At 60.3% G+C, this 21365-nt stretch carries 21 protein-coding genes; 11 read left to right on the top strand and 10 right to left on the bottom strand.

Going from position 1 to position 21365, the window contains the following annotated elements; genetic code table 11:
* The first annotated feature begins 159 nt into the window (after nucleotides 1-159).
* The 4 genes from ACEN9A_RS13050 to hcnC all read left to right on the top strand — a co-directional run bounded on the left by ACEN9A_RS13050 (nucleotide 160) and on the right by hcnC (nucleotide 3742).
* Nucleotides 160-483: a YdcA family protein gene (locus ACEN9A_RS13050; RefSeq protein ID WP_258674179.1), complete on the top strand. Its 324-nt coding sequence runs from the start codon at nucleotides 160-162 to the stop codon at nucleotides 481-483.
* Between the two features lie 286 nt (nucleotides 484-769).
* Nucleotides 770-1084 carry a (2Fe-2S)-binding protein gene (locus tag ACEN9A_RS13055; protein WP_258673909.1) on the top strand — a complete coding sequence of 105 codons (315 nt, stop codon included), beginning with the start codon at nucleotides 770-772 and terminating at the stop codon, nucleotides 1082-1084.
* Entirely contained in the window at nucleotides 1081-2490 is a 1410-nt protein-coding gene (gene hcnB, locus ACEN9A_RS13060; protein WP_258673910.1) for a cyanide-forming glycine dehydrogenase subunit HcnB, read from the top strand. Before ACEN9A_RS13055 ends, hcnB begins: the two co-directional genes overlap by 4 nt.
* Nucleotides 2483-3742: a cyanide-forming glycine dehydrogenase subunit HcnC gene (hcnC, locus tag ACEN9A_RS13065; protein WP_019651646.1), complete on the top strand. Its 1260-nt coding sequence runs from the start codon at nucleotides 2483-2485 to the stop codon at nucleotides 3740-3742. Before hcnB ends, hcnC begins: the two co-directional genes overlap by 8 nt.
* A gap of 51 nt (nucleotides 3743-3793) precedes the next feature.
* On the opposite strand, the gene ACEN9A_RS13070 is transcribed toward hcnC, so the two are convergent.
* The 8 genes from ACEN9A_RS13070 to ACEN9A_RS13105 all read right to left on the bottom strand — a co-directional run bounded on the left by ACEN9A_RS13070 (nucleotide 3794) and on the right by ACEN9A_RS13105 (nucleotide 12173).
* Nucleotides 3794-4663: an isocitrate lyase/PEP mutase family protein gene (locus ACEN9A_RS13070; protein ID WP_019651645.1), complete on the bottom strand. Its 870-nt coding sequence runs from the start codon at nucleotides 4661-4663 to the stop codon at nucleotides 3794-3796.
* A gap of 307 nt (nucleotides 4664-4970) precedes the next feature.
* Entirely contained in the window at nucleotides 4971-6005 is a 1035-nt protein-coding gene (gene astA / locus ACEN9A_RS13075) for an arginine N-succinyltransferase (protein WP_019651644.1), read from the bottom strand.
* A gap of 61 nt (nucleotides 6006-6066) precedes the next feature.
* Nucleotides 6067-7083 (bottom strand): arginine N-succinyltransferase, encoded by a 1017-nt coding sequence (locus ACEN9A_RS13080; RefSeq protein WP_258673911.1) that lies wholly within the window; start codon nucleotides 7081-7083, stop codon nucleotides 6067-6069.
* A gap of 119 nt (nucleotides 7084-7202) precedes the next feature.
* Complete coding sequence (locus ACEN9A_RS13085; protein ID WP_019651642.1) at nucleotides 7203-8552, bottom strand: APC family permease; 1350 nt, start codon at nucleotides 8550-8552, stop codon at nucleotides 7203-7205.
* 55 nt (nucleotides 8553-8607) lie between these two features.
* The gene (locus ACEN9A_RS13090; protein WP_019651641.1) at nucleotides 8608-9360 is read right to left on the bottom strand and encodes an N-formylglutamate amidohydrolase; all 753 of its coding nucleotides are present in this window, start codon (nucleotides 9358-9360) and stop codon (nucleotides 8608-8610) included.
* Nucleotides 9344-10675, bottom strand: a complete 1332-nt coding sequence (locus ACEN9A_RS13095) for a type I glutamate--ammonia ligase (protein WP_258673914.1) — start codon at nucleotides 10673-10675, stop codon at nucleotides 9344-9346. The genes ACEN9A_RS13090 and ACEN9A_RS13095 overlap by 17 nt, the downstream gene beginning before the upstream one ends.
* Complete coding sequence (locus tag ACEN9A_RS13100) at nucleotides 10672-11316, bottom strand: cysteine hydrolase family protein (RefSeq protein ID WP_258673916.1); 645 nt, start codon at nucleotides 11314-11316, stop codon at nucleotides 10672-10674. The genes ACEN9A_RS13095 and ACEN9A_RS13100 overlap by 4 nt, the downstream gene beginning before the upstream one ends.
* A gap of 2 nt (nucleotides 11317-11318) precedes the next feature.
* The gene (locus ACEN9A_RS13105; protein WP_018928989.1) at nucleotides 11319-12173 is read right to left on the bottom strand and encodes a MurR/RpiR family transcriptional regulator; all 855 of its coding nucleotides are present in this window, start codon (nucleotides 12171-12173) and stop codon (nucleotides 11319-11321) included.
* 466 nt (nucleotides 12174-12639) lie between these two features.
* Between ACEN9A_RS13105 and ACEN9A_RS13110 the strand changes: the two genes are divergently transcribed.
* Nucleotides 12640-13212, top strand: coding sequence for a histidine phosphatase family protein (locus ACEN9A_RS13110; RefSeq protein WP_258673917.1), 573 nt, complete (start codon nucleotides 12640-12642; stop codon nucleotides 13210-13212).
* Nucleotides 13212-13967: a precorrin-6A synthase (deacetylating) gene (gene cobF, locus ACEN9A_RS13115; RefSeq protein WP_258673918.1), complete on the top strand. Its 756-nt coding sequence runs from the start codon at nucleotides 13212-13214 to the stop codon at nucleotides 13965-13967. Before ACEN9A_RS13110 ends, cobF begins: the two co-directional genes overlap by 1 nt.
* Nucleotides 13968-13985: 18 nt before the next feature.
* Here the strand turns inward: cobF and ACEN9A_RS13120 are convergent, their stop codons facing one another.
* Complete coding sequence (locus tag ACEN9A_RS13120; RefSeq protein ID WP_019651636.1) at nucleotides 13986-15209, bottom strand: DUF3422 domain-containing protein; 1224 nt, start codon at nucleotides 15207-15209, stop codon at nucleotides 13986-13988.
* A 259-nt stretch (nucleotides 15210-15468) separates the two neighbouring features.
* Between ACEN9A_RS13120 and ACEN9A_RS13125 the strand changes: the two genes are divergently transcribed.
* The 3 genes from ACEN9A_RS13125 to ACEN9A_RS13135 all read left to right on the top strand — a co-directional run bounded on the left by ACEN9A_RS13125 (nucleotide 15469) and on the right by ACEN9A_RS13135 (nucleotide 17507).
* Entirely contained in the window at nucleotides 15469-16356 is an 888-nt protein-coding gene (locus ACEN9A_RS13125; RefSeq protein WP_258673919.1) for a universal stress protein, read from the top strand.
* Nucleotides 16357-16421: 65 nt separating this feature from the next.
* Nucleotides 16422-17102, top strand: coding sequence for a phosphoribosyltransferase (locus ACEN9A_RS13130; protein ID WP_258673920.1), 681 nt, complete (start codon nucleotides 16422-16424; stop codon nucleotides 17100-17102).
* Between the two features lie 75 nt (nucleotides 17103-17177).
* Nucleotides 17178-17507: a hypothetical protein gene (locus ACEN9A_RS13135; RefSeq protein WP_018928995.1), complete on the top strand. Its 330-nt coding sequence runs from the start codon at nucleotides 17178-17180 to the stop codon at nucleotides 17505-17507.
* 23 nt (nucleotides 17508-17530) lie between these two features.
* On the opposite strand, the gene ACEN9A_RS13140 is transcribed toward ACEN9A_RS13135, so the two are convergent.
* Nucleotides 17531-18433 carry a LysR family transcriptional regulator gene (locus ACEN9A_RS13140; protein ID WP_258673921.1) on the bottom strand — a complete coding sequence of 301 codons (903 nt, stop codon included), beginning with the start codon at nucleotides 18431-18433 and terminating at the stop codon, nucleotides 17531-17533.
* 106 nt (nucleotides 18434-18539) lie between these two features.
* On the opposite strand from ACEN9A_RS13140, the gene ACEN9A_RS13145 reads away from it, so the two are divergent.
* Both ACEN9A_RS13145 and ACEN9A_RS13150 read left to right on the top strand, forming a co-directional pair.
* Complete coding sequence (locus tag ACEN9A_RS13145) at nucleotides 18540-19952, top strand: MFS transporter (RefSeq protein ID WP_258673922.1); 1413 nt, start codon at nucleotides 18540-18542, stop codon at nucleotides 19950-19952.
* Nucleotides 19949-21223, top strand: coding sequence for a glucarate dehydratase family protein (locus ACEN9A_RS13150; RefSeq protein WP_019651631.1), 1275 nt, complete (start codon nucleotides 19949-19951; stop codon nucleotides 21221-21223). The genes ACEN9A_RS13145 and ACEN9A_RS13150 overlap by 4 nt, the downstream gene beginning before the upstream one ends.
* The last annotated feature ends 142 nt before the right edge of the window (nucleotides 21224-21365 follow it).

The raw sequence follows: 21365 nt of genomic DNA on the forward strand, positions 1-21365 counted from the left end.
GGGCTTGCCTGATAATCGGTTCAATACGAAGTTGAGGCATTTTGCCAAGAATTACATGCGGCTGATTAAATTAACTTTCATGTGGTCTCGTGAGGCTGGTCGCAACATTGATATCATCCAGCCATGACTCTAAAGGGAAGCTGCACTGTGCGCACTTTAATGGTTCGTGGCTGGATGCCAATATTTGTGCTGTTGTTGTGCCTGTTCGGTGCATCCGCCTGGGCTGCCAATACGCCGTGTTCGGGGAAAAAGGGCGGTATCGATCGTTGCGACGGTGATCTGTTCCTGTGCAATGACGGTTCCATCAGCGGTTCGAAGAAAAGCTGTTCGGCGATGTTTGGCACTAAAAGCCAGGCGCGGCCGCAGACGCTGTTGCAGGAAACCGACGGCTGCGCCTGTGGCACCGGTACGTTTTGCACCGGGCCAAGAGGTGGGGTGTATTGCCTCACGCCCAGCGGCAACAAGAGTTACAAGCGCAAGTAATTCGTTTGCAGCCAAAAAACGCTTAGCGCAATGCTTAGCGACGATGTGGGATAGGACGCAGGTGTTTTCACTGGCCTGGATCAATATTTCCTTCAGCGATATCTCCTAGCATCAAAGATCCAGCCCCATCCTGCGGTATCAACTACAGTGCTTTGACGCGCAGCTGATGCGCTGTCGAAGTACCAGTGCAGACCTTCTCGTTGTTATTAGTCAGGTGGCCCGCAAGGTGTAGTGCAGCATGGAGCTGAAGAATCTCACCTGAACCTTTCACGGATGAACAATCGCAATGCAACGCATAAACCGAACCTTCGATATCCAGCCGCTGGTGCGGGCGGATATGACTGTGCGCATCAATGGCCAGACCGTCAGCGCCGCCATCGGCGAAACCGTCCTGACGGTCATTCAATCACTGGGCATTCGCCAGGTGGCCCGAAACGATCACGATCAACTCAGCGGTGCCTATTGCGGCATGGGCGTGTGCCAATGCTGCCTGGTGAAAATCGATGGCCGGCACAAACGGCGCGCCTGCCAGACAATCGTGCGTGAGGGCATGAGCATCGAAACCCGGGTCAACCGTATCGCCGGGCAGGAGGTTTTATGAGCCTGCAACCGGTGATCGTCGGCGGCGGGCCGGCGGGTATGGCCGCGGCCATTGAACTGGCGCGCCATGGTGTGCGTTGTACCTTGCTCGAAGAGGCTTCGCGTCTTGGCGGGGTGGTCTATCGCGGCCCCTTGCGCGATAACGTGCAACTGGATTACCTGGGGCCACGCTATTCGGAAGTGCTGGCCAAACTGCATGGAGAATTCCACGAGCAGTCGGGCCTGATCGACGTGCGCTTGAACCACCGCGTGGTCGGCGCCGAAGGTACCCGGGCGTTGGTGGTGCTGGACGTCAATGAGCATTTGCAGGAGGTCCGATACCCGCAGCTGCTGTTGGCTGCCGGTTGCCATGAGCGCAGCGTACCGTTCCCCGGCTGGACCTTGCCTGGGGTGATTCTGCTGGGTGGTTTGCAACTGCAAATCAAGAGCGGCGTCGTTCAACCCCAGGGGCCGGTGGTGATTACTGGCACCGGTCCGCTGTTACCGCTGGTGGCCTGCCAACTGCACGCTTCGGGGGTGAGCGTCGCCGGAGTCTACGAGGCGTGTGCGTTCGGCAAGATCGCCCGGGAAAGCCTCGCGCTATTGAACAAACCGCAGTTGTTCCTCGACGGGTTGAGCATGCTCGCGTACCTGAAACTGCACGGCATTCCCATGCTCTATGGCTGGGGCGTGGTCGAGGCTCAAGGCGAGGAAGAGTTGAAATCAGTGACCGTTGCGCCGTACTCCAGCACCTGGGAGCCAGACCTGAGCCGCGCCGAACGGATTGCCGCGCAGACCCTGGCGGTCGGCTATGGCTTCATTCCTCGCACCCAACTCAGCCAGCAAATGGGTCTGGACCACAGTTTCAGCGATGACGGCTACCTGCGGGCCAGCGCCAATGTCTGGCAGCAAAGCAGCGAACCCCATGTGCATCTGGCCGGTGACATGGGCGGAATTCGCGGTGGCGAGGCGGCCATGCTCGCTGGACGAATCGCGGCAGTGTCGATCCTGCTGCAACGTGACGTGCTGGACGCAGAGCTGGCGCGGGTCAGACGTGATCGCTACCTGTCGAAACTCAAGTCGATCGTGCGCTTTCGCGCCGCCGTCGACCGTTACACCGCACGCGGTGCCGGGCAGACTGCATTGCCGGCTGCCGACACGGTGATTTGCCGCTGTGAGCACGCGACCCGCGCCGATATCGATCGGGCGCTGGAGCAGGGTGTGCAAGACCTGGCCAGCCTGAAAATGCGCACCCGCGTGAGCATGGGCGACTGTCAGGGGCGGATGTGCGTCGGTTATTGCACCGACCGTTTGCGCGAAGCCACCGGGCGGCAAGATGTGGGCTGGTTGCGACCGCGCTTCCCCGTCGATCCGGTGCCTTTTTCAGCGTTCCAGTCTGTCGGCACGGGGGCTGCAAGCCATGAGTAAGTTCTACGACGTGATCATCGCCGGCGGCGGTGTGATCGGGGCGTCCTGCGCCTATCAGTTATCCAAGCGCAAACACCTGAAAATCGCGCTGATCGACGCCAAGCGTCCCGGTAACGCGACCCGCGCTTCCGCCGGTGGCTTGTGGGCGATCGGTGAGTCGGTGGGCCTGGGCTGTGGGGTGATTTTCTTCCGCATGATGTCGGCCAATCGCAAGCGCGAAGCCCAGGGCGCGGCGGTGGCTGTGGACTCCAGCACGCCGCATATCCTGCCCCAGTCGTTCTTCGATTTCGCCTTGCAGTCCAACGCGATGTACCCGGATTTGCACCGGGAGCTGCAGGACAATCACGGGATGGATTTCAAGTTCGAGAAGACCGGCTTGAAATTCGTGATCTACGACGATGAAGACCGGCTCTACGCCGAGCACATCGTGGCGTGCATTCCGCACTTGGCGGATCAGGTGCGCTGGCTCGATCAAGCGGCACTGCGCGAAGTCGAGCCAAGTGTCAGCCATGAGGCGAGGGGGGCGCTGGAGTTTCTCTGCGACCATCAGGTCAGCCCGTTCCGCCTGGCCGATGCCTACACCGAAGGCGCGCGGCAAAACGGTGTGGACCTGTATTTCAACACCAACGTCACCGGGGTGCTGCACCACGGCTCGCAGGTCATTGGCGTGCAGACCTCCGAGGCCGGCGTGTTCCGTTGCGATACGCTGATCAACGCTGCTGGTGCCTGGGCCGCCGATCTCAGCGAGCAGGCCACCGGCATTCGCATTCCGGTGAAACCGGTGAAGGGCCAGATCCTGCTGACCGAGCGTATGCCGAAGATCCTGCGCGGTTGCCTGACCACCAGCGACTGTTACGTGGCGCAGAAAGACAATGGCGAAATCCTGATCGGCAGCACCACCGAAGACAAAGGTTTTGACGTGACTACCACCTACCCGGAAATCCGCGGTCTGGTGCAAGGCGCGGTGCGCTGCATTCCGGCGCTCGCCGACATCAGCCTGAAACGTTGCTGGGCCGGGTTACGTCCTGGTTCGCCGGACGAACTGCCGATTCTCGGGCCGATGAAAGGCGTGCAGGGTTACCTCAATGCCTGCGGACATTTCCGCACCGGCATCCTGACCTCGGCGATTACCGGCGTGTTGCTGGACAAACTGGTGAATAACGAGCCGTTGCCGCTGGATATCACACCGTTTCTGGCGGATCGGTTTGAGGTGGCGCCGAAGGCCGAATCGAAAGCAGTGCATATGGTTTGACTGCACCCTCACTACAGACGCGCGAGCGCTGTGGTGAGGGCGCTTGTGCCGTCATTCTTTAACGCGCATGAACTCTTCCGCCCAACGAATGTAATCCTCAGGCTGCGTATAGGTATGCGTCAGTTCGGTGGCGTTCAGGTCGGAGGCCTGGGTGAAAATCTGGCGTTGTTCGCGCAGGCTGTCATAAGTGGCTTTGATCGCTGCGAAGTAGGCGCCATGGCCGTCGATGGTAACGCGCACGCCCAATTCGGCCAGGCGCTTGTCGTCGCGCAGCAACGGGTTGCCGTAGGTGACCAGCATCAGCGGTACGCTCAGGTGTTCGGCGATCTGTTCCAGATGATCGAAGTCCTGCACGCCCACCATGCAAATCCCGTCGGCCCCGGCCTGTTGGTAATGTTGGGTGCGGCTGATGATTTCCTGGACCGGCAGGATCCCGGCGTTGGTGCGGGCGATGATCGCCATTTCCGGGTCGACCCGGGCTTCCAGCGCCGCGCGGATCTTGCCGACACCTTCGGCGACAGTGATCAGGTCGGTGGACTTGCGACCGAATTGCGCCGGCAGCAGGGTGTCTTCGATGGTCAGGGCGGCCACGCCGGCGCGTTCGAGTTCGACGATGGTGCGCATGACATTGAGCGCATTGCCGTAGCCGTGGTCGGCGTCGGCAATGACCGGCAATTGCGCCACTCGACCGATGCGGGTGGCCTGTTCGGCGAACTCACTGAGGGTGATCAACGCAAAATCGGGGGCGCCCAATACCTGCAGCGACGCCACCGAACCACCCAGGATGCCCACCTCAAAACCCAGGTCGGCGGCGATGCGTGCCGACATCGGATCGAAGACCGAGGCCGTGTGGTAGCAGGTGTTGGATGCGAGCAGTCGGCGGAAATTACGGCGCAAATCTTGATGAGAAAGCCTGGACATACGAGTTCCACCATATAAAGGAATGGAAGGGCTTGAGCAAAAGTGTCAACGCCGAAGGAACAAAAGGCTATCACGCGGGCGGGTAAAGGATGATGACGAATTTTTTTGGCAAGGGCACATCATCTGGATTGACACCAATGCTGGTCTTCACGCGATCCTTTGTAGCAGCTGCCGAAGGCTGCGTTCGAGTGCGAAGCGCTCGCCATCAGATCAGAAGTCATGCGCAAATCAGCGATCAGTCTGAAAGACCGAAATGGCAGGTTTTATGACTGCTACGTCCGAACGAGGCTTCGCCAGCGGCTACAGCTCACGCTGCTACCGCTTGCTGCTGTTGGTTGCGCAGCGGCACGGCGCGTACCGAGCTGCCGGGCTGCAATTGCAGGCGTTTGGCGGTGAGGCGGTCGACCATCAGGCTATTGCCCACCAGCCGTGCCCGGGCGGTGGTGATGCGGCAGCTTTCCAGGCGACGGTTGTGGATCAGCCATACCGGGGCCTGGTCGTCGGGCGTGCCGATGGCCAGCATCAATGATTGGCTGTCGCGCACCGCGCGGATTCTCGACACCGGGGCTTCGATCACCGGGCCTGCGTCGAATATGTCGATGTAACCCTTATGGGCAAACCCCTCGGCGGTGAGGATCTTCAGCGCCGGTTCGGTGTTGGGGTGAGGCTTGCCGATCACCGCCTGGGCCTGTTCGGTGAGCAGGCAGGTGTAGAGCGGTTGGCGCGGCATCAGTTCGGCGATGAACGCTTTGCTGCCCAGCCCCGACAAGTGATCGGCATGGCTGAAATCCATCTTGAAAAAGTGCCGGCCCAGGCTGTCCCAGAACGGCGAGCAGCCTTGTTCGTCGGCACTGCCACGCAGTTCGGCGATGAGCTTGTCGCCGAACAGCTGGGGGAATTCGGCAACGAACAGCAGACGCCCCAGCGACAGCAATCGACCGTTACTGCCATAGCGTTGATCGTGTCGCAGAAACAGTGAGCAGATTTCCGATTGCCCGGTCATTTCGTTGTTGAGGAACAACGTGGGGATCTGGCGCTGAATGCCCAGGTCCGGCGATGAACTGACCGTGAGCCCGACCCGATAGTTGTACCAGGGCTCCCGCAGACCGACGGCCCCGACCAGGGCACTGACGCCGACCACTTGCTGATCATCGTCTTCGAGCACAAACAGGTAGTCGGCATCCGCGCGCTCGACCTGTCCGGCGAAAGTCCGCTGGGCCCAGCGCACCCGGTGGGTCAGGCGCTCTTCGTTGGCCGGCAGGGTAGTGAACCCGGGGCCGGCCCGTTGTACCAAATCGAGTAAAGCGGGCAGGTCGGTCATTTGAACCGGGCGCAAAATCATGATGCAGCTCCTTCTTCGCGCCTGCTCGGGCGCTGTCGTTGGACTCGGGGCCGGTTGCCGCTCACAGGGCGATCAGCCGGATCGCACTGGCGTCGGTCACGTTCAAGGCCGCGCACATCTCGGCGCTCAAGGCGATAGGTTGCCCGGCGCAGTAGTCCAGTTCGGCGACGATGGCGCGGTAGCCCTTCAACGAATCGTTGCTCACCAGGTAACTGCCACGGGCGTCGATGGGCGAGCCGGTTTGCACCGTGCCGGCCTGGCTCTGGGCGATGGAACGAATGCTTGAGGTGCGGGCGTAAAGCGTCGGGCCGCCGTCGAACAGGTCGATGTAGCTGTTGGTCTCGAAGCCTTCGCGCTCCAGAATGTCGAAGGCCTCCTGGCCATCGGGGTGGATCCGGCCGATGCAGTTTTGTGCTGCCTGCGACAGCATCGGCACGTAGATCGGGTATTGCGGCATCAATTCGGCGAGGAATGTCCGGCTCTGCAGGCCGCAAAGCCGCTCGGCCTCGACATAAGGCAAATCGAAGAAATGCTTGCCCAGCGCATCCCAGAACGGCGATTGCCCCTGTTCGTCGCTGTAACCGACGATCTCGGTGATCACCGCTTCGGCAAAACGTGCCGGGTGGGCGGCGATGAACAGCAGCCGCGCCCGGGACAGCAACTCGGAAAATGGCGTGTGCTCCAGCGCCGAGTCGATATGGAAACCGCGCAACAAGGAATGACCGCTGAGGTCTTGGCACAACGACAACGCCGGCACCCCATGCTCGATGTTCAGCTCCCGTGAGGCGCTGGTGAAATGGCGGTTGCGCAAACTGTAGAACGGCTCGCCGAACCCGGCGGTGGCGAGCACTTCCGAGCAGCCGACCAGACGGCGAGTCGTCAGGTTTTCCAGCACGAAGAAATAGTTCTCCGGACCTTGGCCCTGGACGTCTTTTTCGAACGAAGCACAGGAATCGAGAATTTTCTCCCTCAGGCGTTCGGTGTCGTCCGGCAAGGACGTGACCCCCACCAGACTGTCGCGCGCCAGCTGCTGCAACTGGGGCAGGTCGGTTAACTCGACTGGACGTAAGACCAGCATGGACATACTCCTGTATCAAAAGGTTCGGCGGCTTGCACCGAACCTGACTATCACTGTCGGTTTCCACGCGTTAAATCGGCGGACGCCTGAAATCGTGTCAGACGCTGCTCTTTTTCTTGTCAGCCATTGCTTGGGTCGGGCAGTGCCGTGCTGGTACCCAGTTTGTTGAGGAAGAACAGATAGACCAGGCCCAGGGCAATCCAGATCAGGCCGAGTTTCTGTGCATCGACGCCCATGTTGTACATGATGGCCGCGACGATGATGAAGCCGATGACCGGGCAGATCAGGTGACGGATCACCTGGCCGGACTTCTGCCGACGCCAGTAGTAGTTGATCACGGTCAGATGCAGCAGCATGAAGCCGCTCAGGGCGCCGAAGTTCACCAGGGAGGTGAGGGTGTCCACCGAGTTGATGAACAGGTAGCAGATTACCAGCGACAGCACCGCCACCAGATAAATGCTCAAGTACGGCGTGTTGTGTTTCGGATGCACCTTGGCCAGCACTTTTGGCAGTTTGCCATCCCGGGCCATGCCGAACAGCAGTCGCGAAACCGCCGCTTGGGAGGTAATGGCGACGGCCACACCCCAGGCCAGCGCGGTGGCCACGGCGGTCAGGGTGGCCAGCCAGCTGCCGGCGGCGATTTCGGCGATTTCATAGAACGCGGTGTCGGCGGACTTGAAGCCCAGGCCGGCGGCCAGGTCGGTGGCGATCCAGGTCTGCACGACGAAGATCACGCCCATCACCAGCAGCGTGATCAGCGCAGCCTTGCCGACGCTGCGGCCCGGATCGCCCTTGATCTCTTCGGCGAGGGTGGAAATGGCATCGAAACCGAGGAACGACAGCACCGCAATCGACACCGCTTGCATCAGCAGGGCGAAGTTGAAGGTTGCGGGGTTGTACAACGGCGCCAGGGTCAGCTGACCGTTACCGCCGCCACTGTGCAAGGCATTCCAGGCGTAGAACAGGAAGATCCCCAGCACCACCAGTTGCGCCAGCAGGAAGATGATGTTCATGCGTGCGGTGAAGGTGATGCCCCGCAGGTTGACGAAGGTGGCGCTGACCAGAAAGGCCAGGATGAAGCCGACTTTCGGGATGTCCGGGTACAAATGATTCAGCGCCATCGCCGCGTACACGTAGAGCAACGGCGGAATCAGCAGGTAATCGAGCAGCATCAGCCAGCCGGCGATAAACCCGACATGTTGGTTGAGGCCGCGTTGTGCGTAGGAATACACGGAGCCCGCCACCGGATAGGCCCGGGCCATGCTGCCGTAACTGAGGGCGGTGAACAGCATCGCCACCATGCCGATGATGTAGGCCAGCGGCACCATGCCGGGTGCTTCGGCGTTGACGTAACCATACACGCCGAACGGTGCGATGGGGATCATGAAGATCATCCCGTACACCACCAGGTCGGTCAGTGACAGGCTGCGTTTCAACTCTTGCTTGTAGCCGAATTCTTCAATGTCCATGAAGCCGTTCTCCTTGATATGAAAGCAGCTGCACGCTGCAAGTTTGAAGCTGTTGCTATAGCAGCGGCGCCAGATAGTCGGTCCAGCGACTGACGTCCTCGGGGGTGCGCAGCAGGTCGTTGCGCACCTCGATCAGCACCGAGTCCAGCCCGCGGGCGTCGCCGTGAACCGGTACGGTCATGTCACCCAGCGGATCGACTTTGTACGGCTGATTACCGGCGATTTTCAATGGGTGCCGGCTCAGGCCGTCGATTACTCGCTGGGCGTAGTCCCAGGCCTTCCCGTACAACACACCGACTTCCAGCGGTCGTGGCTGGCCGTAATATATCGGCGTGAAACTGTGAATCCCCACCACTCGAACCGGTTTATTTTGCTCCACGCGGGCGTCAATCAAGGTTTGCAGGCGTGCATGAAACGGCTTGAACAGGCAGTGTCGGCGGTATTCACGGGTGGCCTCATCCAGATCGCGATTGCCCGGCACCTGATAAATCTCGCTCTGCAACGGAATGCTGTCTGGCGCGTGGCGCGGGCGGTTGAGGTCGATCAACAGCCGTGAATAGTTGGCCGCCAACAGGGTTGCGCCCAGCGCTTCGGCCAAACCCTCGGCCAGCGCCAGGGCGCCGATATCCCAGGCGATGTGTTCGCGGGCGGCCTCGTCGCTCAGGCCCAGGTCGTTTAACCGGTCCGGGATAAAACGACTGGCGTGTTCACACACCAGAATCAGCGGGTGCTCGGAAGCTTCCCGGCTCAGGGTGTAGGCAGGCCGGGTGTAGAGGCCCAGTTCGGCGGATTCAGTACAGGCGCGCATAGTGCTCACAGAGGTCGGCGGGCGAGAGCTGTTCCGTCAGCGTCAGTTCCTCGGTTTTCAGGGCGAAGTAGGTGTCCAGTAACGCGCTCGGCAGGGCTTCGATCAGCGCCTCGCTGTTGCGCAGGCAATCCAGTGCCCGGGACAGCGACGCAGGCAGGGCGACGATGCCGCGGGCCTGGCGTTGCTCTTCGTTCAGGGAGTCAGGGATTTCATCGGTGATGGCGTTCAACGTCAGGCGCTGCTCGATACCCAGGCGCCCGGCGATCAGCAATGCAGCCATGGCCAGGTGCGGTGAGGCGGTGGCGTCCATGGCGCGAAATTCCAGGTTGTACTGCATCGCCACGGATTTGCCGCCCAGGCTGACGGTCGGGCAAATCCGCAGCGCCGCTTCGCGGTTGCGTTGGCCGAGGCAGGCGTAGGAAGCGCTCCAGTGATGGGGCTGCAAGCGTTCATAGGAAATCGGCGTTGGCGCGGTGAACGCACAGAGCGCTGGCAAGTAATGCAGAACGCCGGCAGCCCAATGCTGGCCGAGGGGCGACAGGCCGTTGGCGGTGTCGGCGTCATACATCACCGGTTGGCCGGCCATGTCTTGCAGGCTCACGTGCAAATGCACGCCGTTGCACACGGCATGCTCGGCCGTCTTGGGGGCAAAACTCAGGTTGAGGCCCATTTGCCGGGCGATCTCACGGGTGATCTCGCGCACGTTCACCGCGCGGTCGGCGGCAGCGACACCAAGGGCCGGGCGGCAGGTGATTTCGTACTGGTGCTTGCCGTATTCCGGCAGGAACATTTCCGGCTCGACGCCGCCGGCCCGCAGTGCACTGAGCAGCCAGCCGCCGAACCCGGCGCCCTGGCGCTGGGCTTCCAGAGAGAACGCCAGGTGCTCCGCCGCGCCGCTGTCGAGGTTGAATTCGTGTTCGAACGCGGCGTTGATCTGCAAACCCAATTCGTCGCGATAGCGCTCCACTTCGTTGCGCAACAGCGTACGAGGGCAGGCGCCCCACGGACGGCCATCGGTTTCGCGAATGTCGCCGTGAATGAAGTCCAGCGCCGGGGCGTCGGCATCCGGGCCGTTGTTGACGGTCACCCGGCTGCTCAAATCGGGAATCAGCCGTAAATCCCCATAAGCGCCCCAAGGGTTGCTGGTGGCGATGATGTCTTGCGGGGTCAGGGCGCTATTGGCCGGTACCCAGCCGCAACCGGCCGCTTGATAGGCATCGAGTTCGTCGGTGGGGAAAGAACGGCCGCGTGTCACGCCGATGAGGTCGGTGGTGACAATGGTGGTCATCGGCAGTGGTGACAGGCGTTCGCTCATGGCTGGATCTCCTGCAACCGGCCAAGCACGGTCTGGGTGTCGGTGATCCAGCAGTAGCCCTTGATGGCGTTCAGGCAGGCGTGATGCCGTTGTTCGGTGTAGGTGGCGCAGGCATCTTCGACCAGCGTCACCAGGTAGCCACGGTCGGCGGCGTCGCGCACGGCCATGTCGACGCATTGGTCGGTGACGATGCCGGCGATGATCAGGTGGCGGGTTTCAAGGTTGCGCAGCACGTAGTCGATGCTGGTGGAGTTGAACACCCCGGAAGAGGTCTTGGGCAGCACGATTTCGTTTTCGGTCGGCGTCAGCTCTTCGATGATTTGCGCTTGCGGGCTGCCCTTGGGCAGGTGCATGTCCGAGAGTTTGTGATCCAGCGAGCGATCGCGGCCATCGGCGGTGAGGCTTTCGATGAGTGTGTGCAACACGTTTTGCCGGGCGCTGCGAAAGGCATTGAGCAGCCTGCGTTGATTGGGCACTACCTGCGTGCGGGCGCGGGTCAGGAAGTAGTCGGCATCCGGCTCGTTGAGGTGCGGGTCGAATTGCGTCTCAAGCCAGGCACGTTGCATGTCCACCAGCAACAGCGCGGTGTGATCGGCGGTAAACGGCAAGTCCCGGGGCGAATGGTGGGGGAGCATGAACATCCTTATTTATCCTCCAGCAGGTGAGTGTCGAAGTCGGCTCGCAGGGCATCGATGCCTTCCAGGCGATCGGCCAGATCGGGGCTGCGCAGGGTCAGGCAGGCAATCAGTGCTTCAACCTGGGCCAGCGCCGGCACTATCGAGTCGAAGGCCGACGCCGATTCCACCGGTGCGCTGATGATCAGGTCGGCTATTTCCCGCAGCGGTGATGCGTAGATGTCGGTGAACAGCACGACACGCGCATGTCGGCTCTTCGCGGCATTGGCGACCCGCAGGGCCTGGGACTGATAGCGGCGATAGTCGAACACCAGCAATACGTCCTGACGCTGCACGTCAAACAACCGGTCCGGTAACTGGGCGTTGTCTTCCAGGGCGAAACAGCCGGGCCGCAACAGGCGCAGGTGATTGAGCAAATAGTTGGCGAGGAAACTGCTGAAGCGACCGCCAAAGCAGTGGACCTGGTGGCGGGTGTCGAGCAGCCACTCCACCAGAATCCGCACATCTTCGGGCTGGGTCAGCGCCTGGGTTTCTACCAGTGCCCGATGGCTGTCTGCCAGATAATGGCTCCAGGGGTCATCTTTTTTGAGTTGGGCGCGGGGCTGCAACAGGGTGCTGGGGGAGCGCAGGCGGTGATCCATGTCACTGAGCAAGGCTTCCTGAAAATCGGCGTAACCGCTGAAACCAAGTTTTTTTACCAGCCGCACGATGGTCGGATCGCTGACACCGGCATGTTCGGCCAAGCGTGACATCGGGCCCAGTCCGTTACGCGGGTACTGGTCCAGCAAGGCACGTATGACTTTGCGTTCCGACGGCGTGAAGTCCAGGCCGGGCTCGGTGATCAGGTCTCTGAGAGGGGGCATCCGGGCTCCTGCTGGATGGGTATGTCGGTTTCATTTCATAAATCGCTAAATTAGTATTTATGTAACGTGCGCTACATGTCTAGTTAATTTTTGTGCGGATTTTAAAAGCACTAAAATGGGGCGAAACCCCCGTGCGTGCGGGGCTGAGTGGATGTCGACAGGCTTTGTAGGACATCGCCCATAGAGGTGTGAGATATCAACCCTGCTCAGGAATAAAATGGGCTGCGAGCCCGATGCCGTAGCAGCTGTCGAGCTCGCGAGGCTGCGTTCGGCTGCGAAGCAGTCGTAAACCCTGAGTGCACAGTGTGCCTGACGGATCACAGTGCCTGATTTCACGACCGCTACGCAGCCGAACGCAGCCTCGCGGGCTCGGCAGCTGCTACAAGGAAGGCATTCAGATTGCGTTTCTTGCGGCACAATGCACGGCATCGTGCCGTCTTTCATTCCACTGACAGAGAGAACCTTCGTGCAGGCAACCCGCTTGACCCTGATTTGTCACGCTCGAACCGTCGCACAGAAACTGGCGCGTTTTCCTACGAATGAACCCGTGGAAATGGATTGGCAATCGGCGAAGGGCTCGCGCTGTCGTCAGTTCAAGCGAGCCCCCCGTTTACTCTGCGGCCCTGAACTGCGGACCCGCCAAACCGCTGAGCTGTTTGGCGACAACGTGGAGATTGTCACGGCATTGGGGGATTGCGATTTCGGACGCTGGAAGGGCACGTCGATCGACGACTTGCAAACATCCGAACCCGAGACGCTTCAGACCTGGCTCAGCGACCCGACGTCGGCGCCCCATGGGGGAGAATCGGTGGCGCAGCTCGGTGAGCGGGTAGCCGCGTGGTTGAAGACCCTTGAGGCGACACCGGAGCATTTCGTTGCCATCACCCATCCGTTTGTCATTCGCGCCGCGCTGATGCAGGTGTTGCAGGGCGCGGCGTTCAACCAGATCGACGTCGAACCGTTGTCGGCCATCGAATTGCGGTTCAACGGTCGCTGGCGGCTACGCTTGACGGGCATGGACCCTGAAGGAGCGCTGTGATGAAAAAACTTTTGATCATCGGTGTCGGCGCCGGCAACCCCGACTACATCACGATGCAGGCGGTGAAAGCGCTGAATCGGGTCGACGTGTTTTTCCTCATGGACAAGGGCCAGAGTAAAGACAAACTGATCGACCTGCGTCGCGAGATCTGCGAGCGCTACATCACCGATCGCGACTACCGCTTCGTTGAAGCCCACAGCCCGGAGCGTGAGCGCGGCGATGTGGACTACAACGCCAGCGTCGAAGACCTGAACCGTGCCAAGCAGCAGACGTTCGAGCGGCTGATCGATGAGGAAATGACCGACGACCAGTGCGCCGGTTTTCTGGTGTGGGGCGATCCGGCGTTGTACGACAGCACCATTCGGATCCTGCAGGCGATTCTGGCGTCCGGTCGTTGTCTGTTCGAATTCGAGGTGATCCCCGGCATCACCAGCGTGCAGGCGCTGGCGGCGCAACATAAGGTGCCGCTGAACAGCATCGGCCGCTCGATTGAAATCACCACCGGCCGACGGCTGGCGGCCGGCCAGGTAAGCGATGCCGACAGCCTGGTGGTAATGCTGGATGCGCAAGATGCCTACCATCACGTGGCTGATCAGGAGACAGACATTTACTGGGGGGCCTATCTGGGGACGCCGGATGAAATCCTGATCAGCGGCAAGCTCAAAGACGTGGCCGATGAAATTGAGCGGGTGCGCAAGGCGGCGCGGTTGGCCAACGGGTGGATCATGGATACCTACCTGTTGCGCAAGCCTTGAACGCCGCCAACCGATTGATCAGTGTTCTTTGGCCTTTCTGATCCTGATCAAAATAAACAGCAGGATGCACAGCGCGAGCGGGGTCATGGCCAGCATGGCGTCCCGCGCGGAAATGTCCGCGCCCAGGGTGTGCAGGCCCGAGTAGAACAGCTTGAACAGGCTCAGCAAATAATAGGTGATGGCGATAATCGACAAGCCTTCGACCGCACGCTGGATTTTGATTTGGGTATCGGCGCGAGCGTTCAGGCTGCTCAGGATTTCCGAGTTCTGTTCTTCCATTTCAACCTGCACCCGCGCCTGCAGCAGATCCCCGAGGTTGGCCACGCTTTTGGCCAGTTGCTCCAGGCGTTGTTCGGTGACGTCACAGTACCTGACGGTAGGTTTGAAGCGTCTTTCGATGAAGATACCCAGTCGCTGGCAATCGCCCACGTGAGTTTCCCTGAGTTCGCCCAAACGCTCGAAAACCAGCTGGGCATACGCTTGGGTGGCGCTGAAGCGGTGTCGGGTTTTCGCGGTGCTGCTGACCACTTGCGCCGACAGACTGGCGATATCAGTCAACAACGCTTTCGCATTACCGGTATCAGGGCCGGCGTTACGTTCCGAAAGGTTGACCAATGTCTTATCGAAGACGTTGAGCTGAGCGCTCAAGGTTTTCGCGGTGGTAAGGGAAAGCGACGCCATCATGCGGTAGGTTTCGATTTCCAGCAGACGGCGGATCATCCGGCCTTGGCGATAGGCATTCAGGCGCTTGTTGACGAACAGGAAACGGTTAGTGCCGTCCTCGCTCAGGCGAAAATCGCTCCAGACCGTCGCATCGCCACCGCCGATGCATGAGCCGCAAGGGTCTTTGAATCCATAAGCCGACAGATCGCCGGAAAACGAGGCATCGTTGCGCACCACAATCTGCACGGCGTTGATCACGTGCTGCATGAAGGGTTCGACGCGGTCCATCAAGGTCTTGGGGGGCTGGCTCCAGTCAGGCTCCTGACTGGAAGAAGGCACCACCAGTGTCAGCGTCAGGAACTCCGCGTGCCGCTCCCACTTCAAGGCATGCCCCTCCAGCCTGGTGATGCCCTGGGCCGCATCCGGGTCGACGGGGCCGGGGCAGCAGCGACTCAGCAGGGTGTCGCATTGCCCGTCATTAGCCAGAAACGCCAGATGAAACACGTGGGCGGGCTCGTCGAAATACAGCGAAGGGCGCGCGTGCAACTCATTGTGCAGGGTCAGTCTTTGCGGGTGCATGCTGTCGAGGCCATGTTGGAGTTGTTTGTTCTTGGGACTGGGTGACCGATTCTTGAGTCACAAACAAACCCGGGCCATCGACCATCCGGTGGGCATTTCCGCAACACCGTTGTGAACTATTCTTTCCCAAGTGGGCACCTTCAATGACGCCCACAGGGGATTGATATAAATCAAGGCCCAAGAGACTTTAAGGGGGGAGTCTGGGCTGAAGCCGGGTTGTTGACCTGGCGAAAACGCCATCGCTGTCCGGAGTCAGATCATGAGCCAGTATCAACGGTTATTACTGATCATCAACCCGCTCCTGCGCCAGTCTCCCGCGCTCAACCATGCCGCTGCCGTGGCCAAGGCCAGTGGGGCGAGTTTGCATATTGCTGCGCTGATCCCCTCGTTGGACGTTCTGTCGTTACTTGAAGAGGGCGACCGGAAAGTGGCTCGGGCGAGCTACCTGCAGGAACACCGCGACTGGCTCAAGGAGCAGGCGGAAAAAATGCAGGGCAGGGGGATCGAGGTGACAACCGAGGTCGCCTGGGCCGACAACATGCGCCAGGACATCCTTGATCACGTCACGGAAATGCACCCCGATCTGTTGATCAAGCAAGTCCAGCATGAGCCCGTGCTCAAGCGCGCGTTCTTTACGCCGCTGGACTGGCGTTTGTTGCGCCATTGTCCGGTACCGGTCTATCTGGTGGGTGCCCAAAGCCATGCCTTGCCGCAGAAGGTGGTGGCCGCGGTTGATGTTGTCGATACCGAGCCTTCGAACAGCGAACTCAACGACCGGATCATCCTGCAGGCGTCTGCCCTTGCGCTGCAATGCAATGCCGAGTTGCATCTGCTGTACGCATGTGACATTCCGGCTGCTTTTCTGGCGGATCTGGGCGGTGGCCTGACGCTATCGGAGCTTACCCGGGAATTGCGCAAGGACCTGGAAACCTCATTCCTCAAGTTGGCCGCCCGGTTCGGCGTGCCCGCTGAATGTCGGCATTTCATCACGGGGCATCCGGTGTCGGTGCTGAGTGAGTTTTCCCACGAACACCAGATAGATGTGATCGTGATGGGCAGAACACAGTACGGCAGCCTGGAGAAACTGCTCGGCAGCACCACCGAACATATTCTGTATCAGGTGCCTTGCAGCGTTCTAGCGGTGTAGTCGCGAGCATCCTTAGCGAAATTGACTTGCCCGTTTTGGGGCTCCCGCCCCAGGGAGGTTTTCAGATGAATCACAGTCCTTCGTTGCAAACCATCTTGCATGACCGGGTTGATGCCGGCCGAAGCCTGGTGGAACCGTTGCTTAAATACGCTAAAAGAGCCGATGTCATCGTCCTGGCCTTGCCCCGTGGCGGCGTGCCGGTCGCCTATGAAGTGGCCACGGCCCTGGAGGTTCGCCTGGACCTGATGCTGGTCCGCAAGCTGGGCGTGCCGTCCCACCAGGAATTTGCCATGGGCGCTATCGCCAGCGGTGGCATTCAAATCGTCAATGACGATGCGCTGCGGGCTAACGGCATCGACCAGCGTACGCTCGACGCTGTGGTGGCGAAGGAAACGCAGGAAATGTTGCGTCGCGAGCAGCTATTCCGGGAATCCCGCGAGCCTTTGGCGCTCAAGGATCAAGTGGTGATTCTGATCGATGACGGCCTGGCGACAGGGGCCACGATGATGGCCGCGATACAGGCCGTGCGCCTGCAAGCACCATCGCGCATCGTCGTTGCCGTGCCGGTGGCCCCCATGGAAACGGCAGAGGCGCTGCGAGATGAAGTGGACGAGCTGATTTGCCCGCTCACCCCTGATTGGCTGGTATCGATCGGCTATTGGTACACGGATTTCTCTCAGACGTCGGATGAAGAGGTCATCGATCTTTTACATCGGGCCTGGCAGAGAGAATCAATGATGAAATGAGGCAAACTGCTGGCCCCCCGATCTTCGGTTCGTTGTCAAACTTGCTTTCTTTTCAGCAGGTTAGGCATTGGCGATATGCGGACTTTGGTATGGATGACTGCAACGTTTGTCCTGGTGGCTATTTCGTTTGGAGCCCAGGCAAAGGAACTGAGCAAGAACTCTCGCTATGTATGCAGCTGGGGCTCGGAAATAGCCGAGGGCGCGCAAGCCTCGAAACTTTCCGGGCTTACGCTTTACGGAGCACGCAAGAAGCTGCAATCGCGCAAGTTTCCCCGACCGTGGATGCGCATGACGGCCATGGGCATCACGGAGCAAACCTATAACAGCCCTTCGCGTCTCAAGCCTGCCGGCATCAAGCAAACGTATTACGAGCAATGCATCCGGCATGAGTTGGCGCAACGGTAATCGGCCGGTCGCAGGAGCAGTTCCTACGACCCCCATCCCTCCCGCACAGCCTTGCGAATCCCCTCCAGCAACATCGCAAACGCCGGGTTGTCATTGTTCTCGCGCCAGATCAAATGCAGCTCGCTTTGCACACCTTCCCCCAGATCGATATCGCGGAACACCACGTTCTTGAACACCACGCTGGTGGCGCAACGCGGCACCAGGGCCAGGCCCATGCCGGCGTTGACCAGCGCCAGGATCGTCAGTGATGAGCCGAGCCACTGTACGTATTCCGGAGCAACGCGGGCCGAGCGGAGCATGCCGGTCAGCAGTTCGTTGAACGGCGGATAGGCCGCATGGGAGTACATGAGGAACGGTTGTGCATCCAGGTCTTTGACGGACACGGTTTGTGCGCTGGCCAGCCGATGGTTGCTGGGCACGGCCAGCACAAAGGGTTCACGCACCAGGCATTCAGTGGCATAACCCGGCTCCAGCAACGGCGCGCGGACGATGCCCAGGTCGATACGGCGCGCGCGCAGGGCTTCGTGCTGCTGGTAGGTGTTCATTTCCGACAGGTCGATTTTGACCTGAGGCTGTTTGAGTCGTGCTTCCGCGATGACCTTGGGCAGGAATTCGTACACCGCGCTGCCGACAAAGCTGATGTTGACCGTACCGATATCGCCTTCGGCGAAGCGCCGGGCGGTGATGGCCGCTTGCTGGGCGCGCTCCAGCAGGTTCTGGGCTTCGATGAAGAACGCGCGGCCGGCGGCGGTCAGGGCGACGCTGCGGGTGCTGCGGGTGAACAACTCGACGCCCAGGTGATGCTCCAGCAGTTGAATCTGCCGACTGAGGGGCGGCTGGGTCATGTTCAACCGTTCGGCGGCCCGGCGGAAGTTGAGTTCAGTGGCCACGGTGGTGAAGCAGCGCAGTTGCGTCAGTTCGAACATTGATCTAATCCAGGTATCAATCGAATGCCAAGTTAGATTAGACGGGATCAATAGGCGCGTCCATGATCGGCTCTCCCCCTAAAAAAACAATGAACGGGAGTCGCCCTTGAATAACCATCCGAGTCCGCCGGACCCCACCGTCCTTGCCCGAGCAGCGGCCAAGGTCAAGCGCCATGTGCTGCCGCTGTTCGTGGTGATGTTCATCGTCAACTACATCGACCGGGTCAACATCGGCTTCGTGCGCAGCCATCTGGAAACCGACCTGGGCATCGGCGCCGCGGCCTATGGCTTGGGTGCCGGACTGTTCTTCATCGGTTACGCCATTTTCGAAGTGCCTTCCAATATGCTGCTGCAACGCTACGGTGCCCGTGCCTGGCTGACGCGCATCATGTTCACCTGGGGCGCGGCGGCGATGGCCATGGCCTTCGTGCGCGGCGAAACCAGTTTCTATGTGCTGCGCTTCATTCTCGGCGCCGCCGAGGCGGGTTTTTTCCCCGGCATCATTTATTACTTCACCCAATGGTTACCGTCGACGGAGCGGGGCAAGGCCATGGCGATCTTCCTCAGCGGCTCGGCCATTGCTTCGGTTATTTCCGGCCCGGTGTCCGGCGCGCTGTTGCACGTCAGCGGCCTGAGCCTGCATGGCTGGCAGTGGATGTTCCTGATTGAAGGCTTCGCTTCCATCGTGCTCTGTGGGTTCGTCTGGTTCTGGCTGCAATCCCATCCGCGTCAGGCGAACTGGCTGAACGCCGAAGAAAAGGACGCACTGGTCAGCGCCATTACCCTGGAACAACAGGCTCGCGAAGCCGTGCAGACGGTCAAACCGTCGATGTTCAAGTTGCTCGCCGACAAGCAAATCGCGCTGTTTTGCTTCATCTACTTCTCCATCGCCCTGACCATTTATGGCGCCACGTTCTGGCTGCCGAGCATGATCAAGAAGATGGGCAACCTGGGCGACTTCCAGGTCGGCCTGTTCAACTCGATTCCGTGGATCATTTCCATCCTGGCGATGTACGGCTTCGCCGCCATGGCCAGCAAATGGAAATACCAGCAAGCCTGGGTGGCCGTGACGCTGGTGATTGCCGCGTTCGGCATGTTCATGTCCACCACCGGCGGGCCGATCTTCGCCTTTGTCGCCATCTGTTTCGCGGCCATCGGTTTCAAAGCGGCTTCGGCGCTGTTCTGGCCGATTCCCCAAGGCTATCTGGATGCGCGTATCGCGGCGGCGGTAATCGCCTTGATCAACTCCATTGGCAACCTCGGTGGTTTCGTCGCACCGACCGCGTTCGGTTTCCTGGAGCAGACCACCGGTTCCATCGAAGGCGGTTTGTACGGCCTGGCGGCGACCTCGCTGGTGGCGGCCGTGGTGATCTTTTTTGCCCGCACGGCACCCCGTGGTGATGCGCACCGTTCGCTCACCGGTAAAACGGTCGAAGCCGTGGCCGCGAAAAATGCAGCAGCAAAAAACTCTGTCAGTCATCAAGCCTTGAATACCAAGCCAAAGGGAGCCGCCTCTTGAAAATCAAACGAGTCACCGTCACCCCCATCGCCTTCCGTGACCCGCCGTTGCTCAATGCCAGCGGTATTCACGAACCCTTCGCGCTGCGCTCGATCATCGAGATCGAGAGCGACAATGGCTACATCGGCCTGGGCGAAAGCTACGGCGACGCACCGGCACTGGCGATCCAGCAGCAACTGCAAGATCAGTTGATCGGCCTCGACCCGTTCAACCTCAACCAGTTGCGCGCCATCGTGCAGGCCACCGTCGCGGCGAACAAAACCCAGAGCATTGCCGGTGCGGAACTGGCCCCCGGTTCCCATGCCAGCAAAGCGGTGAGCAACGCCTATTCGGCGTTCGAAGTGGCGTTTCTCGATCTACAGGCGCACGCCTTGAACGTGCCGTTGGTGGACCTGCTGGGTGGGGCGATTCGCGATGAAATTCCGTTCAGCGCCTATTTGTTCTTCAAGTACGCGCAACACATCGACTCACCGTATAAACCAGACAACTGGGGCGAAGCGCTGAACGAAGAACAGATCGTCGCCCAGGCCCGACGCATGATCGAGGCCTACGGTTTCAAGAGCATCAAACTCAAGGCCGGTACATTGCCGCCGGAGCACGAAGTGTCGTGCATCAAGGCGCTGAAAAAGGCCTTTCCCGGTTACCCGCTGCGCATCGACCCGAACGGCAACTGGTCGCTGGAAACCGCGATCCGCATGGCGGAGCTGCTGGGCGACGACCTGCAATATTACGAAGACCCGACGCCGGGCCTCGACGGCATGGCCGAGCTGCATAAACGCACGGGTCTTCCACTGGCGACCAATATGGTGGTCACTGATTTTGATGAGTTCCGCCGCAGCGTGACCCTGAACAGCGTGCAGATCGTGCTCGCCGACCATCATTACTGGGGCGGCCTGCGCGACACCCAGGCGCTGGCGAAAATGTGCGACACCTTCGGCCTTGGCGTGTCCATGCACTCCAATTCGCACCTGGGCATCAGCCTGATGGCCATGGCGCATGTCGCCGCTTCGGTGCCCAACCTCGATTACGCCTGCGACACGCATTACCCCTGGCAGGAACCGGACGAAGAAGTGATTAAGGGCGGCAAACTACCGATCGTTGATGGCTGCGTGAAAATCACCCGTGCGCCTGGCCTGGGCCTTGAGCTGGATCACGATCAATTGGCCAGGCTGCACGATCAATACCTGACTTGCGGCATTCGCCAGCGCGATGACGTGAAGCAGATGCAGCGTTACAAGCCGGAGTGGAGGACGGTCAAGCCACGGTTCTGACTTCGTGTAGCAGCTGGCGAAGCCTGCGTTCGGCTGCGCAGCAGTCGTAAACCATGAATGCACAGTGTGCCTGACGGAACGCAGTGCCTGATTTTACGACTGCTACGCAGCCGAACGCAGGCTTCGCCAGCTGCTACAGATC

It is taken from the genome of Pseudomonas sp. Pseusp18, assembly GCF_059506005.1.

Bases quoted from the DNA above. Each gene is read 5' to 3' on its own strand.
- ACEN9A_RS13100 (WP_258673916.1), bottom strand. From the start codon at position 11,316: ATGTTCATGCTCCCCCACCATTCGCCCCGGGACTTGCCGTTTACCGCC.
- ACEN9A_RS13120 (WP_019651636.1), bottom strand. From the start codon at position 15,209: ATGCACCCGCAAAGACTGACCCTGCACAATGAGTTGCACGCGCGCCCT.
- hcnB (WP_258673910.1), top strand. From the start codon at position 1,081: ATGAGCCTGCAACCGGTGATCGTCGGCGGCGGGCCGGCGGGTATGGCC.
- astA (WP_019651644.1), bottom strand. From the start codon at position 6,005: ATGATTTTGCGCCCGGTTCAAATGACCGACCTGCCCGCTTTACTCGAT.
- ACEN9A_RS13080 (WP_258673911.1), bottom strand. From the start codon at position 7,083: ATGCTGGTCTTACGTCCAGTCGAGTTAACCGACCTGCCCCAGTTGCAG.
- ACEN9A_RS13135 (WP_018928995.1), top strand. From the start codon at position 17,178: ATGCGGACTTTGGTATGGATGACTGCAACGTTTGTCCTGGTGGCTATT.
- ACEN9A_RS13095 (WP_258673914.1), bottom strand. From the start codon at position 10,675: ATGAGCGAACGCCTGTCACCACTGCCGATGACCACCATTGTCACCACC.
- ACEN9A_RS13070 (WP_019651645.1), bottom strand. From the start codon at position 4,663: ATGTCCAGGCTTTCTCATCAAGATTTGCGCCGTAATTTCCGCCGACTG.
- ACEN9A_RS13125 (WP_258673919.1), top strand. From the start codon at position 15,469: ATGAGCCAGTATCAACGGTTATTACTGATCATCAACCCGCTCCTGCGC.
- cobF (WP_258673918.1), top strand. From the start codon at position 13,212: ATGAAAAAACTTTTGATCATCGGTGTCGGCGCCGGCAACCCCGACTAC.
- ACEN9A_RS13050 (WP_258674179.1), top strand. From the start codon at position 160: ATGGTTCGTGGCTGGATGCCAATATTTGTGCTGTTGTTGTGCCTGTTC.
- ACEN9A_RS13105 (WP_018928989.1), bottom strand. From the start codon at position 12,173: ATGCCCCCTCTCAGAGACCTGATCACCGAGCCCGGCCTGGACTTCACG.
- hcnC (WP_019651646.1), top strand. From the start codon at position 2,483: ATGAGTAAGTTCTACGACGTGATCATCGCCGGCGGCGGTGTGATCGGG.
- ACEN9A_RS13140 (WP_258673921.1), bottom strand. From the start codon at position 18,433: ATGTTCGAACTGACGCAACTGCGCTGCTTCACCACCGTGGCCACTGAA.
- ACEN9A_RS13130 (WP_258673920.1), top strand. From the start codon at position 16,422: ATGAATCACAGTCCTTCGTTGCAAACCATCTTGCATGACCGGGTTGAT.
- ACEN9A_RS13085 (WP_019651642.1), bottom strand. From the start codon at position 8,552: ATGGACATTGAAGAATTCGGCTACAAGCAAGAGTTGAAACGCAGCCTG.
- ACEN9A_RS13055 (WP_258673909.1), top strand. From the start codon at position 770: ATGCAACGCATAAACCGAACCTTCGATATCCAGCCGCTGGTGCGGGCG.
- ACEN9A_RS13090 (WP_019651641.1), bottom strand. From the start codon at position 9,360: ATGCGCGCCTGTACTGAATCCGCCGAACTGGGCCTCTACACCCGGCCT.